Source organism: Apibacter sp. HY039 (assembly GCF_004023655.1).
In the GTDB taxonomy this organism is placed as follows: domain Bacteria; phylum Bacteroidota; class Bacteroidia; order Flavobacteriales; family Weeksellaceae; genus Apibacter; species Apibacter raozihei.
Genome location: NZ_SAYM01000004.1, coordinates 248,212 through 262,016, shown reverse-complemented (window position 1 = coordinate 262,016; position 13,805 = coordinate 248,212). Strand labels below are relative to the sequence as shown.

The window sequence follows — 13,805 nt, the reverse complement described above, 5'->3', positions numbered from 1 at the left end:
TTTTACCTCTTTAAGAAATTTTGAATTCTCAACATAACACGTTTTAAATATTTAATAATCAGTAATTTATTAAAGTGAGTGTTTTTGAGTGTTATTTTTGAGTGCATTTGTATGTAGTTGTGTGAAGGTTTAAATGGTTCATTTTTATTTTAGAATTTCATGTCTGTTATATTTTTGTCCGCTCAAATGGTAGAACGACCATTACTATAAAACATTATCTATATAAATTGAAATTCAACTTTATTTAAAATGAAAAAATTAGCTCTTATTTTAACAATTGCTCTTACACATGCAATAAATGCACAGGTGGGGATAGGTACTGATATACCAGATACAAAATCTATTTTAGACATTACTTCAGTGGACAAAGGAATATTAATTCCAAGAATGACAGAAGTTCAAAGAGATAAAATTAAACCTGAAGATGCTCAGCAAGCATTAATGATTTATAATACCTCCGAAGATTGTTTCAATTATTGGAATTTAATAGAAAATAAATGGGCAAGTATTTGTGGTGCTTTGGGTAAAGCCCAGTTAAGCTGTGTAAGCTATAAAGTAGCAGGTACATTTGTAGAAGGACTTGAACTAACTGATTCCAACCGTATTTACTTAACTTTGAACGTAACAAAGCCAGGTTCATATTCTATTTCAGGAATAACAAAGAATGGATACAGTTTTTATGGTTCCGGCACTTTTCTGACAGCAGGACAAAATACTATTAAACTAGAAGGTCAGGGAACCCCTCTTAAAGCTCAGGTTGATGCAGTAACAATTTCCATTAACGGAGTAGAGGACACAACGGTTTGTACTCCTTCCGTAAAAGTAAATAGTTCTTATTCTAATTATTCGATAAGCTGCAAAAATTCGGTAGTCAATGGAGTATATAAACAAGGAACTTCATTAGATGGGGCCGGAGGAACTCATTTTGTAACAATTTCTCTGAATGCGACATCTACGGGTTCCTGGAATATAAAATCCAATACTGTAGATGGAATTTATTTTGAAGGTTCCGGAGAAATAACTGCTGTAGGAGCACAAACTGTGACCATCTACGGATATGGTACTCCAACTTCAGTATCAAATAAAACACTCACTCTTACGGCAACTTCATCCTTAGGAGAAAGTACCTGTCAAATTACCGTAGTGGTAGTAATACCTAAAAAGAATATATTGCATATAGGCTCAGTAAACTCAACGCCCGGTTACATAGCACAACCCGGTTCTGGAGCATATAAGATGATTATGGCTCCGGTTAATTTCGGACAAACGGAAACCAGTACGGTTAAAGCTGAAGGATTTAATTCACAGGTAATTGTAGGCGTGCCTAATCAATTAATGATTGATGCTATAAGTGCGAAACCGGATATAGTATTAATCGGATATTATTTTGATTGGAATGCAGGACTTAGCTCTCAGTTCATTTCTGCTGTGGTAAATTATGTGAACAATAATGGAGTCTTAATGATAATGTCTCAGAATAGTACAGACGAATCGTTCCTGAAAGCATTATATGGAGATACAAATATAAGTACCAGTCTTATCGATGATCCCTATCGATGGGTATATCCGATTGCAAGTATGCAGGATGACATAGCGAACGGCCCGTTTGGTGATCTGAGAGGAAAATATTGGGGGGGTGACGTAGGAGATACACGTGTTGTTAAAGGAATACCGTCTTATGTTATTTCATATAGTACAGGTAATACAAACAGAGCAGGATATCTGTCATTTTTCAGGGATCCGAATCTAAACTTTATTTGGAATGGAGAAGGAGGTTTTCTTGCAAATCCTTCCGGTTGTACGGGAGATGGCTGTGGCGCTGCTGCAGCGACAACTTATCCTTTTGCTATTGACGTAAACCTGAAGCCGATTCCGCGAGTAAACTGGGGGAGTGGAGTAAATACAGGAACAGTTTACAATTCAGCGCTGTTTGCTAATATGATGGCTTGGGCTTTGAATCAGGCAGAATTTAATGGTATCAATACAAAGTAAAACAAAAATTATTTTTCAAAATGACATAAACTGTTGCATAGTTTGGTATATGATTGATCTAACGAAGGCTGTCAGATTTATTCTGGCAGTCTTTAATTTACAGGCCAATCGAACAGGGAAATCTATTTTGCAGATTTGTAGGTATCATAAAATGAAAAACAAATCGATTGGAAGATACAATCGTTTAGATAGTAACTATCTGCTAAGAAACAATTATCCAAAAAATCTCACCAGCTACTTTTTAAATATATATGATATAGCAGAACTAATATCTAAAATTAAAATCATTACAAAAAATCACTGATTAGTATAGTATCAGTGATTTTTTGTAAATAAAATCTTTATATTAAAATGACAGTAAGCCCTTTAGGACCATGAGCACCCACTACCAAAGCTTGCTCAATATCAGCTGTTTTAGAAGGGCCTGAAATAAAAATGCCAAATCCGGAATCATTCGATTCAATAGTCCGATAGGCTTCATGCATATTATTAACCAGCTTGGTTCTATCTAAAATAATAACCAGATATTCACTGATAAAATATAAAGCTTTGTGAACTACGTTCTGCGGAATCCAAATACATCCGTTTTCTGCAACTCCAACCTCTCCCTTAATAATAGCTAAATCCGTTCCGTTAAGTAGATGAGGATCATCCAAATCATCCGGATTAAAAGTGCTGATTGTAATTTCAGGCAGGTTTGAACCTATAGATTGAGCTTGCGGATACAATTCTTTAATTAATCTATTTACATCATCCTGTTTTTCAAGAATTCTGGCATCTCCACCCACAGCTTTACAAATATCAACAAATTGTAAAAGTAAATTATCAAACTGAATACCCAGAACATCCATTTTAGGTTTGTCCAGTCGTGTCTTAATATTTCTTTTAATATTCTGAAGTATATATTCCTTACTGCTCATCTTTTTTTATAGTTTTAATTTTACCTTTTTTCCACATACTTGTAAAACTTTCCTTAGCAAATTTGGGTAAACTGCGTCCCTCTTCCCATTCTTTTAAGCCAAACGCCATCGATCGGGGAACCCAATTAATTAAAGACGTAAATTTTAAACTCGTATTAAACAAGGTCGGATGGGTAAATAAAAATTGCATCCCCAAAGAAATCATTTTTTTTGAAGAACTGGCAGCGCCCAAAGAATCAAGATTCTGCCTCCATTCATAAATTTGATCGGCAAGGTCAATTTTTACAGGACAAACATTATTACAGGAATAACACAGCGAACAGGCAGAAACATTATCCGTATATTTATGAGGATCTTTTAGCATACCTAGATTAATTCCTATAGGACCTGGAATAAAATAGGTGTAAGAGTATCCACCGCTTCTACGGTATACAGGGCAGGTATTCATGCAAGCACCACAACGGATACAGTTTAAAGACTTTATATGCTCATTATTTGTTAAAATTTCACTTCTTCCATTGTCAACAATAATTACATGCATTTCTCCACCTTTTTTTGGTTTTTTAAAATGAGAAGTATACGTAGTAACCGGTTGTCCGGTTGCAGAACGAGCGAGTAATCGGGTGTAAACGCTTAAAGCTTCATGATCAGGAATGACCTTTTCCATGCCCATAACGGCAATATGCAGATCGGGAAGTGAAGTCCCCATATCCGCATTACCCTCATTAGTGCAAACAACGATTTCACCGGTAGAAGCCACAGCAAAGTTTACCCCCGTCATTCCTGCATCAGCTGTAAGAAAATCATTCCTTAGAGAAGCTCTTGCTGCCCGCGTAAGATAGGTAGGGTCACTATTTCCTTTTTCAGTATGCAGTTTTTCTTCAAATAACTCACCCACTTCCTGCCGGGTCATATGAATGGCAGGCATAACAATATGTGAGGGTGCAGTATGATTAAGTTGGAGTATTCTTTCGCCCAGGTCGCTTTCAATAACATCAATGCCTTTATCAATAAGATATGGATTTAAATGGCACTCTTCTGTAAGCATAGATTTACTCTTTACTAATTTTTTAACCTTGTGTTTGCTTAAAATATCATAGACAATATCATTATGTTCTTTTGCATCCTTTGCCCAATGGACAATCACGCCATTGGCTTCAGCATTTTTAGAAAATTCCTCGAGATAAATGTCTAGATTGCTTACACTATGAAGCTTTATTTTCTCGGCAATAGTACGAAGCTCTTCCCATTCCGGTAAACTTTTAGACATACGATCTCTTTTCTCTCTTACAAACCACAAGGTTTCATTATGCCAGGAAGCCTGTTTTTTATCTTCCTGAAATTTTTCAGCTGCTATAGAATGTTGAGTACTCATAATCCTGCGGATAAAATTTGAACTACATGAATGGTTTTAATCGGAAGGTTTTGTTTTTCTATAATCCCTCCCATATGCATAAGACAAGAACTGTCCGGACCAGTAATGAATTCGGCACCGGTGTTTATATGATTTTTAATCTTATCTTGTCCCATACAGATAGATACAGCCGGTTCCTCTATGGAAAACATTCCACCAAACCCACAGCATTCATCAACTTTTGCCGGTTCAACTACTTCTACTCCTTCAATTAATCCAAGCAAGTCTTTTACTTTAGAAAAAGAAGGAATGTTTAGCTCACTGGCCGAGCCAAGTTTTAATTCTCTTAGTCCGTGGCAGCTGTTATGTAAGCTTACTTTATGTTGAAAACGACCCGGTAATTTATTGATTTTAAGTATATCGTGCAGAAATTCACAAATATCGTATACTTTGCTGCTCACTTCACTCAGGCAACCTTCTTTTTCCAGAATTTTTGGGTAAGAATCTTTAACAAAACCCACACAACTTCCCGAAGGAGCAACGACATAATCAAAAGTCTCAAACATTGAATTAAAGCGGTTAGCTAAAGGAAGCGCTTTATTTTCAAAACCAGCATTAGCCATGGGTTGACCACAGCAGGTCTGATCTACAGGATAATCCACGTCTAAACCAAAGTGAGTGAGTAATTTATAACTAGCTATAGCCACTTCAGGATAAACGGTATTAACATAACACGGAATAAATAATCCTATTTTCATTTTATTAATTTGTAATTTATTTTCCCAGATAAACAATGATGCCGGCTACTACAATGTAGATTAAAGCATAAATAATGGCTTTTTTCATAATGATACCTTCCTGCCCCTGTTGCCCGCAGGCTGTGGTGGCTACAGCGATACTTTGAGGTGAAATAATCTTTCCTCCTGTTGCTCCGGCTGTGTTGGCCGCTGCCAGCCATCCTTTATCGGCACCGATTCTATCTGCAACAGTAGCTTGTAGCTTTCCGAATAAAATATTCGAAGAAGTATCGCTTCCCGTTAAAAAAGTTCCTATACATCCGATTAAAGGAGCGAATAGGGGGTATAAAGTACCGGTGGTGGTTGCTAAAGCGATACCCAACACTCCAATCATTCCGGAGACATCCATTAGAGTTGATAAAGCAATTAAGCAGGAAACAGTGATAACAGTTTTGCGTAGTTGAATAGTAGTTTTTCCTAAAAGTTTAAATAGCTCTTTAAGTTGAGCTCCCTGTATGAGGCCGCCAATAATAGAGCCTAAAAATATTAAAATTCCCGTATCGGTTAACCAAAAAATACCCACGGTTTTTTCAGTATCTAAAATTTTAAAATTAAAATTGGTTTGAAAAAAATCAAAATTACTTTTAAGTAGATCCTTTATAGGTAATAACGGACTGGTTAAAATTACTAAAAACAGTATTAATCCATATACGCTCCAGGCTTGTAAAACATCAGTTAATGAAAACGATTTTTGATTAGAAGCTTCAGAATCTTTGCTTTTGCGGGAAATTATTTTACCAAACAGAACAATTGTGATTATAGACGCTATGCTACCTAAAATAGCAGGAGTTTCTGCTCCAATATATAAGGCTGAATAATATTGAACGGCAAGTGAAATGCCACCCACCAATATGCTGAGTATTATGTTTTTAGGTAAAGCTTTAAGGCTTCGGTCCGTAAGAGTTACAATAATAAAAGGAATTAAAAACATTAATACAGAAAGTTGTATAACTAAATCTGAACTTATGCTTTGTATATTTTCAGATAGTCCCACTTCTCTGGCGAGTACAATAACCGGAGTACCTACAGCACCAAATCCTGTAGCCACACTATTAGATATTAAACTAACTACAGCAGAAAAAACAGGTTTAAAACCTAAACTTATAAGAATTGCTGCCGGTATTGCCACAGCGGTACCAAAGCCGGCCATTCCTTCCAATAGTCCACCAAATCCCCAGGTCAGAAGAAGTACCTGTATACATTTATCAGTAGAAATAGATGAAAATTGTTCTTTAATAATTTCCATTTTCGTAGTATAAACTTGAACATTATAACTGAATATAGCCATTAGTATAATGATAAGTATGGGGAATATGGCTTTAACGATACCATATAAAACGGAAATCCCTGTATCTTTAACAGGTAGATGAAAAGCAAATAATGCGATGATCAATGTGACTATTAAAGTTAACAGAGCACTTTTTTCTCCTGCCATTTTTAAAATACCTAAAAAAAGTATCAGTAAAAAAACCGGGGTTGCTGCAAGTAATAATTCTCCCCATGTAAACATTTCTCCAAGAGATTGAGCAAGTAGAATAGAGTAAATATTCATTATTTTTGTTTTTAAATATATTAAAATAATCAATACTTTTTAAAATATTTATAACTTATTGTATCTTAATTTTTTAAACAATTTTAAAGATAATAGTTTATGATAAATATCTAAACATAAATAGACTTAAAGTATTAATAATTAAAAAGAGTTAAAAGTCCTTTTTCATTTTGCTATTAATTTTAGCAAATGTGTATTAATAATCATTCTAAATAATAAATAAGTCTTATGATATGTAATTATTTTAGTTGAGATGGTTAATATGGGACTTGTCTGACAACGATGTGAGGTGATTATAAAAATAATAAATATATTTCAATTATATAGAAATAAATGAGTATTCATTTTTGAAAGATATTATTTTTTTGATACCCAAAGATGTATTAATTTTACAAAATGTCTGATTTATTAGATCCCGATAAAAATAAATATACCCGAGAAGAAATAGCTCAGGAAGAACAGGTTCGTCCCAAAAATTTTCATGAATTTGCAGGGCAGGAACATATTATGGATAATCTTGAGATTTTTGTTAAAGCAGCAAAGCTTAGGGGTGAATCCTTAGACCATGTTTTATTACATGGCCCCCCGGGATTAGGAAAAACAACATTGGCTAACATCATAGCAAACGAATTAGGAGTAGGTATAAAAATCACCTCAGGTCCTGTGCTTGATAAGCCGGGAGATTTAGCAGGCCTTCTTACAGGGTTAGAGGAAAATGATGTTTTGTTCATTGATGAAATACACCGATTGTCGCCTATAGTAGAAGAATATTTATATTCTGCGATGGAAGATTATCGTATTGATATCATGATTGAAAGTGGACCGAATGCACGATCAGTCCAAATTAACCTGAATCCTTTTACGTTGATTGGTGCAACAACCCGATCCGGATTGTTGACAGCTCCTTTACGGGCACGTTTTGGAATTAACTTCAGATTTGAATATTATCACACTGAGCTTCTAAGTACAATTGTTGAAAGAAGTTCAAGGATTATGAGCATGCCTATAGAGCAACAGGCTGCCATAGAAATTGCTTCCCGCAGCAGGGGAACCCCCCGGATCGCTAATGCGCTGCTCAGGAGAATCAGAGACTTTGCTCAAATTAAAGGAACCGGTAACATAGATGTTAAAATCGCAGAAATAGGGCTAGAAGCTTTAAAAGTGGATAAACACGGTTTAGATGAGATGGATAATAAAATTTTAAGTTCCATAATAGACAAATTTAAAGGAGGACCTGTGGGGCTTACCACCATAGCAACAGCAGTGGGTGAAAATCCGGGAACACTGGAAGAAGTATACGAACCCTTTTTAATACAGGAAGGGTATCTTATGCGTACTCCAAGGGGAAGAGAAGCTACAGAAAAAGCGTATATACATTTAGGGAAAATTAAAACACTGGGCAATCAATCCGAACTTTTTTAATATATGAAATCCTATATCTTTTTATTATTTGCTATTTGCTTTGAGGTAGTTGCTACATCCACCCTGCCTAAAACAGAAGAATTTACCAAGTGGAAACCTACTCTTGTTTTTTTTGCTTTATTCTTCTCTGCCTTGTATTTTCTGACAAAAGCAATTCGGACGATTCCATTAGGAATAGCCTATGCAATATGGTCGGGAATTGGAATAGTTTTAATCAGTTTTGCAGGGTATTTTTTATATAAACAAAAATTAGATCTTCCAGCGGTTATTGGAATAATTTTTATAATTATAGGTGTTCTTATCATCAATTTGTTTTCTAAAACAGCAGGGCACTGAAAACTTAACTTAAAACTTAAAAAAAATGATACTTATACACAATGCAATAATTATTAATGAAGATAAATCTTTAGCAGGTTCTGTGCTGATTAAGGACGATTTAATTTCTGAAATATATTATAAAGAAGTACCTGAAGAAATTTTAAAAAAATCTAAGGTTATCAAAGCGGATGGACTATGGCTAGTTCCAGGTGTAATTGACGATCAGGTTCATTTTAGAGAACCAGGTTTAACTCACAAAGGTAATATTGCAAGCGAAAGTAAAGCTGCAATTGCAGGCGGAGTTACCTCATATATGGAAATGCCTAATACTAATCCGCAAACTATAACAATTAGTGCCTTAGAAAATAAATTTGAAATTGCTTCAACAAATTCGTATTCCAATTATTCGTTTTTTATGGGAGCAACTAATGACAATCAAAAAGAATTAAAAAAAGTTGACCCTAAAAAAGTGTGTGGTATTAAAATTTTTATGGGTTCTTCTACCGGAAATATGCTGGTAGATAATAAAAAAGTTTTGGAATCGATTTTTGCAGAAACAGAAATGCTTATAGCAACCCATTGCGAAAAAGAAGAAATTATTAAAGCAAATCTTGAAAAATACAAAGCAAAGTTTGGTGAAAATATACCGATAGTTTATCATCCGTTGATTCGTAGCGAGGAGGCATGTTATCGTTCTTCATCAGAGGCTGTGGAGTTGGCTCACAAATATGGGACAAAACTTCATATTTTACATATATCAACCGCAAAAGAACTAAGCCTTTTTGAAAATAAACCTTTGACTGAGAAAAAGATTACAGCAGAAGCTTGTGTGCATCATTTATGGTTTACAGACGAAGATTATCTTACCCAAGGAACACGGATTAAATGGAATCCGGCCGTAAAAATGAAAAACGATCGCGAGGAGCTTTTGAAAGCAGTTAGTGAAGATAAGCTGGATGTTATAGCAACGGATCATGCTCCCCATTTATTAAGTGAAAAAGAAGGAGGTTGTTTACAGGCGGCTTCCGGAGGGCCTCTGATTCAACATTCGCTACAAGTAATGCTTGAGTGTGCGAAAAAGGGTAAAATAACTAAAGAAAAAGTAATCCGTAAAATGTGTCATGCCCCGGCAGAGTTATTTCAGATTCATAAGAGGGGATATATCAGAAAAGGGTATTACGCAGATTTGGTATTAATAAATCCGGATAAAAATTATACGGTTACAAAAGATAATATTCTTTACAAATGTCAGTGGTCTCCATTCGAAGGATACACATTTTCATCAAGCATAGATACAACTTTTTTAAATGGAAAAATTGCGTTCGAAAATGGAAAAGTAAATGAAGTAAGAGGTAAAGCATTGGAATTTGAAAGATAATTTAAATATACAGTTAGAAAGTTCGTCTAAATTGTTAAATGAGTAAATTTAAAAATCATAAAACTAATGTAGCACGATTGCTGGATAGTGAAAAAATTCCTTATGAGCTTATTTCTTATACAGTAGATGTTAATGATTTGAGTGCTTTACACGTAGCCAATCAATTAGGGCAGAATATTTCTCAAATATTTAAAACATTACTTTTAAAAGGAGATAAAACGATATATTTTGTGTGTCTGGTACCGGGGGATAAAGAGCTGAATCTTAAACTTGCAGCGCAAATATCCGGTAACAAGAAGTGCGAGCTAGTTCCGATGAAAGATTTATTTAATCTGACCGGATATGTACGGGGAGGATGTTCACCTATTGGAATGAAAAAAAAATTTCCTACCTTTATTGATGAGAGTTGTCTAAATTTCAATGAAATATTCATTAGTGCCGGGCAGCGAGGGTTACAAATTCAGCTCGACCCACACAATCTTGTAGAAATATCGAAAGCCATAATAGTAAAGATTACCGATTAAACATATTTTAGGCCATCAAATAATTACTTTGAATATTAAAAACGAAACATTGGAAACTATGTTATGGAAATAACTGAAAATAAAAATAAAAAAACATTCAAACGTTTGGTTTCTAAAGGTGTATTTCCATATCAGTGGGCTTTTACCTTATTAATTCCTTTACGTAATATTTTTCTTTCTCCCAGAGAATTAGTTAAAAGATTAGAACTTAAAGGGGAGATGACTGTCATGGAATTAGGACCCGGGCCAAGATATTTTAGTAAAAAAGTAGCTAAAGAACTTTTTGCAGGTAAATTGGTTTTAGCAGATATCCAGCAGGAAATGTTGGATTATGCAAAAAAAAGACTAAGTAAGAAAAAGGTTACTAATGTAGAATATTATTTATGCAATGGTAACAATTTTGAATTTACTGATGAAATGTTTGATCGTATTTATATGATTACGGTTATTGGTGAAGTAGAAAATAAAGACAGCTATTGTAAAGAATTTTACAGAATGCTGAAAAAAGGAGGAATACTCTCTATCTCAGAGCAGGCAGGTGATCCGGATAAACTATCAATAAGTGAAACAGAAGACTTATTTGAATCGTACGGATTTACTGCATATAAATTATATGGTACTCAAAAAAATTTTACGATTAACTTTATTAAATAACTCATTCATGAGTTTTGGAGTCAATATAAATCCCTCTCTGATATATAATTCATCTTTGACTACCTAAAAAACGAATAAATTGGACAAACTTTTGTAAATTTGTACCCTTAAAAATAGAAGAATGATAAAAATAACCCTTCCTGATGGGAGTGTAAAGGAATTTGAAAATTCCGTTACGCCGTTGGATGTAGCCAGAAGTATTTCAGAAGGTTTGGCTCGCAACACAATTTCTGCGTTAGTAAATGGTAAACAAGTGGAAGTAACCACACCTATAACGACGGATGCAACGGTGCAACTGCTCACCTGGAATGATGATATGGGTAAAAAAGCATTTTGGCATTCTTCTGCCCATTTATTAGCGCAGGCTATAATGGAATACTATCCGGAAGCTAAATTAACTATCGGACCGGCTATTGAAAATGGATTCTATTACGATGTTGATTTTGGTAATGAAGTATTTTCAGAAAAAGATTTTGAAAAGATTGAAAAGAAAATGCTTGAAAATGCGAAAAAGAATTCAACATTCAAGCTGTATCCTGTATCTAAAAAGGAAGCTCTGGAAGCCTATAAAAATAATGAATATAAAACGGAATTAATTGATAATCTTGAAGATGGATCAATTACTTTTGTGACTCACGACAACTTTACAGATTTATGTAGAGGTGGACATATTCCGTTCACCGGAATTGTAAAAGCAGCTAAAGTATTAAATGCGGCAGGTGCCTATTGGAGAGGAGATGAAAAGAATAAGCAGTTAGTCAGAGTATATGGAATAACTTTTCCTAAGCAAAAAGATCTTACAGAATATTTGGAAAGAATTGAAGAGGCTAAAAAAAGAGATCATAGAAAGTTAGGTAAAGAACTGGGGCTGTTTACGTTTTCGGAAAAAGTAGGAGCAGGATTACCTTTATGGTTACCCAAAGGTGCAAAATTACGTCAAAAGCTAATTGATTTTCTAGGGGCTGCCCAGCAAAAGGCAGGCTACGAGATAGTAGCCACTCCTCATATCGGTCATAAAGATTTGTATGTTACCAGCGGCCATTATGAAAAGTATGGAGCAGATAGTTTCCAGCCGATTAAAACCCCAAATGAAGGAGAAGAATTTTTGCTAAAACCGATGAATTGTCCACATCATTGTGAAATTTATCGTTCGGCACCCTGGTCTTATAAAGATTTACCTAAACGTTTTGCTGAATTTGGTACTGTATATCGCTACGAGCAAAGTGGTGAATTACATGGTTTAACCCGTGTGAGAGGATTTACTCAAGATGATGCTCACATATTCTGCACTCCGGATCAATTAATAGGTGAATTTGAAAATGTAATTGATTTAGTATTGTATACCTTTAAATCACTAGGATTTGAAAATTTTACGGCTCAGATATCTTTAAGGGATAAGGAAAACAAAGAAAAATACATAGGTACAGACGAAAATTGGGAAAAAGCGGAAAATGCTATCAAAAAAGCCGCCAAAGATAAAGGATTACCTACAGTTATAGAATACGGTGAAGCTGCTTTTTATGGGCCGAAACTGGATTTTATGGTTAAAGATGCTTTAGGTAGAAGCTGGCAGTTAGGGACTATACAGGTAGATTATAATTTACCGGAACGGTTTGATTTACATTATATAGGATCCGATAATGAAAAGCATAGACCAGTTATGATACATAGGGCTCCTTTTGGATCTCTGGAAAGATTCGTAGCGATTTTACTGGAACATACCGGTGGAAATTTACCTCTATGGTTAAGTCCTGAGCCATTTATTATACTTCCGATTAGTGAAAAGTACACAGATTATGCAAAAAAAGTTTTGAATTTGATGGAAAATTCGGATATTTGCGGTCGAATTGATGAGCGTAACGAAAAGACTGGTAAAAAGATACGTGATGCTGAAATTAACAAAATTCCTTACATGTTTGTTGTAGGAGAAAAAGAAGCAGAATCTAATACAGTGTCAATTCGTAAAAGAGGAGAAGGAGATATAGGTACTCTTTCTTTGGATGAAGCAGTATCAATGATGAAAAAAGTAACAGATAAACCTTAAAATTTTTATACCATAGCACTTAACAGAAATTATTCAAGAGGGAGATACATCCCAAGGAAACAGGAACCGGAACACAAAATCAACAATTTTATTGATGTTCCAGAAGTACGATTAGTAGGAGAGAATGTTAATCAAGGAGTTCTTCCTGTAAAAGAAGCTCTTAGAATAGCTGAAGAACAGGAATTGGATTTAGTTATGATTACAGCAACGGCAAATCCTCCGGTTTGTAGAATAGTTGATTATAAAAAGTTTCTATACGAACAAAAAAAGAAACAAAAAGAACTTAAATCAAAACAAACCAAAGTTGTTGTCAAAGAAATACGTTTTGGTCCTCAAACAGATGAACATGATTATGAATTTAAAAAGAAACATGCTCAGAAATTTTTAGAAGAAGGGTCTAAATTAAAAGCATATGTTTTCTTCAAAGGGCGTTCAATTGTATTCAAAGATCAAGGACAAATTTTGTTACTTAGATTAGCTCAGGAATTGGAAGAATGGGGGAAAGTAGAACAAATGCCAAAATTAGAAGGAAAAAGAATGATCATGATGATGGCTCCTAAAAAATAAGAGTTGTTTCTTGATTTATAAATTTAATATATTTTGATAACGAAATAAAAAGTAAGAAAATGCCAAAATTAAAAACAAAATCAGGTGCTAAAAAGCGTTTTTCTGTTACCGGATCAGGTAAAATTAAAAGAAAACATGCATTTAAAAGTCATATTTTGACCAAAAAAAGCACAAAACAAAAACGTAATCTTACCCATTCAGCTTTAGTAGCTAATGTAGATGAGAAAAGCGTTAAAAGACAATTATTACTTAAATAAGAATATAATTAAATATTCGGTTTAAA

At 34.4% G+C, this 13,805-nt stretch carries 13 protein-coding genes; 9 read left to right on the top strand and 4 right to left on the bottom strand.

The features are described 5' to 3' along the window. Positions 1 to 249: 249 nt before the first annotated feature. Positions 250 to 1,992 (top strand): hypothetical protein, encoded by a 1,743-nt coding sequence (locus EQ921_RS10425; RefSeq protein WP_128331601.1) that lies wholly within the window; start codon positions 250 to 252, stop codon positions 1,990 to 1,992. Between the two features lie 341 nt (positions 1,993 to 2,333). Here the strand turns inward: EQ921_RS10425 and EQ921_RS10420 are convergent, their stop codons facing one another. Genes EQ921_RS10420 through EQ921_RS10405 form a run of 4 tightly spaced genes read right to left on the bottom strand, consistent with a single transcriptional unit; the run spans position 2,334 to position 6,615 of the window. Then, entirely contained in the window at positions 2,334 to 2,912 is a 579-nt protein-coding gene (locus EQ921_RS10420; RefSeq protein WP_128331600.1) for an LUD domain-containing protein, read from the bottom strand. Further along, complete coding sequence (locus tag EQ921_RS10415) at positions 2,902 to 4,290, bottom strand: lactate utilization protein B (RefSeq protein WP_128149502.1); 1,389 nt, start codon at positions 4,288 to 4,290, stop codon at positions 2,902 to 2,904. Before EQ921_RS10415 ends, EQ921_RS10420 begins: the two co-directional genes overlap by 11 nt. Beyond that, positions 4,284 to 5,024 carry a (Fe-S)-binding protein gene (locus tag EQ921_RS10410; protein ID WP_128331599.1) on the bottom strand — a complete coding sequence of 247 codons (741 nt, stop codon included), beginning with the start codon at positions 5,022 to 5,024 and terminating at the stop codon, positions 4,284 to 4,286. The genes EQ921_RS10415 and EQ921_RS10410 overlap by 7 nt, the downstream gene beginning before the upstream one ends. Before the next feature lie 16 nt (positions 5,025 to 5,040). Further along, positions 5,041 to 6,615, bottom strand: a complete 1,575-nt coding sequence (locus tag EQ921_RS10405) for an L-lactate permease (RefSeq protein WP_255424476.1) — start codon at positions 6,613 to 6,615, stop codon at positions 5,041 to 5,043. Between the two features lie 396 nt (positions 6,616 to 7,011). Between EQ921_RS10405 and ruvB the strand changes: the two genes are divergently transcribed. The 8 genes from ruvB to rpmI all read left to right on the top strand — a co-directional run bounded on the left by ruvB (position 7,012) and on the right by rpmI (position 13,779). Next, entirely contained in the window at positions 7,012 to 8,037 is a 1,026-nt protein-coding gene (gene ruvB / locus EQ921_RS10400; RefSeq protein WP_128149500.1) for a Holliday junction branch migration DNA helicase RuvB, read from the top strand. Between the two features lie 3 nt (positions 8,038 to 8,040). After that, positions 8,041 to 8,373 (top strand): multidrug efflux SMR transporter, encoded by a 333-nt coding sequence (locus EQ921_RS10395; RefSeq protein ID WP_128331598.1) that lies wholly within the window; start codon positions 8,041 to 8,043, stop codon positions 8,371 to 8,373. Positions 8,374 to 8,398: 25 nt separating this feature from the next. After that, entirely contained in the window at positions 8,399 to 9,733 is a 1,335-nt protein-coding gene (locus EQ921_RS10390; RefSeq protein ID WP_128331597.1) for a dihydroorotase, read from the top strand. Positions 9,734 to 9,771: 38 nt separating this feature from the next. Beyond that, entirely contained in the window at positions 9,772 to 10,257 is a 486-nt protein-coding gene (ybaK, locus tag EQ921_RS10385) for a Cys-tRNA(Pro) deacylase (protein ID WP_128331596.1), read from the top strand. A gap of 63 nt (positions 10,258 to 10,320) precedes the next feature. Then, on the top strand, positions 10,321 to 10,911 hold the full coding sequence (locus EQ921_RS10380) for a class I SAM-dependent methyltransferase (protein WP_128331595.1): 591 nt from the start codon (positions 10,321 to 10,323) through the stop codon (positions 10,909 to 10,911). Between the two features lie 121 nt (positions 10,912 to 11,032). Beyond that, positions 11,033 to 12,955, top strand: a complete 1,923-nt coding sequence (gene thrS / locus EQ921_RS10375; protein ID WP_128149494.1) for a threonine--tRNA ligase — start codon at positions 11,033 to 11,035, stop codon at positions 12,953 to 12,955. A gap of 48 nt (positions 12,956 to 13,003) precedes the next feature. Next, positions 13,004 to 13,522 (top strand): translation initiation factor IF-3, encoded by a 519-nt coding sequence (gene infC, locus EQ921_RS10370; RefSeq protein ID WP_128149492.1) that lies wholly within the window; start codon positions 13,004 to 13,006, stop codon positions 13,520 to 13,522. 59 nt (positions 13,523 to 13,581) lie between these two features. Further along, a complete protein-coding gene (gene rpmI / locus EQ921_RS10365; protein WP_128149490.1) occupies positions 13,582 to 13,779 on the top strand; it encodes a 50S ribosomal protein L35 in 198 nt (65 codons plus the stop codon). The last annotated feature ends 26 nt before the right edge of the window (positions 13,780 to 13,805 follow it).

Coding starts and splice junctions, on each gene's coding strand:
- EQ921_RS10425 (WP_128331601.1), top strand. CDS start 250: ATGAAAAAATTAGCTCTTATTTTAACAATTGCTCTTACACATGCAATA.
- EQ921_RS10420 (WP_128331600.1), bottom strand. CDS start 2,912: ATGAGCAGTAAGGAATATATACTTCAGAATATTAAAAGAAATATTAAG.
- EQ921_RS10410 (WP_128331599.1), bottom strand. CDS start 5,024: ATGAAAATAGGATTATTTATTCCGTGTTATGTTAATACCGTTTATCCT.
- EQ921_RS10405 (WP_255424476.1), bottom strand. CDS start 6,615: ATGAATATTTACTCTATTCTACTTGCTCAATCTCTTGGAGAAATGTTT.
- ruvB (WP_128149500.1), top strand. CDS start 7,012: ATGTCTGATTTATTAGATCCCGATAAAAATAAATATACCCGAGAAGAA.
- EQ921_RS10395 (WP_128331598.1), top strand. CDS start 8,041: ATGAAATCCTATATCTTTTTATTATTTGCTATTTGCTTTGAGGTAGTT.
- EQ921_RS10390 (WP_128331597.1), top strand. CDS start 8,399: ATGATACTTATACACAATGCAATAATTATTAATGAAGATAAATCTTTA.
- ybaK (WP_128331596.1), top strand. CDS start 9,772: ATGAGTAAATTTAAAAATCATAAAACTAATGTAGCACGATTGCTGGAT.
- EQ921_RS10380 (WP_128331595.1), top strand. CDS start 10,321: ATGGAAATAACTGAAAATAAAAATAAAAAAACATTCAAACGTTTGGTT.
- thrS (WP_128149494.1), top strand. CDS start 11,033: ATGATAAAAATAACCCTTCCTGATGGGAGTGTAAAGGAATTTGAAAAT.
- rpmI (WP_128149490.1), top strand. CDS start 13,582: ATGCCAAAATTAAAAACAAAATCAGGTGCTAAAAAGCGTTTTTCTGTT.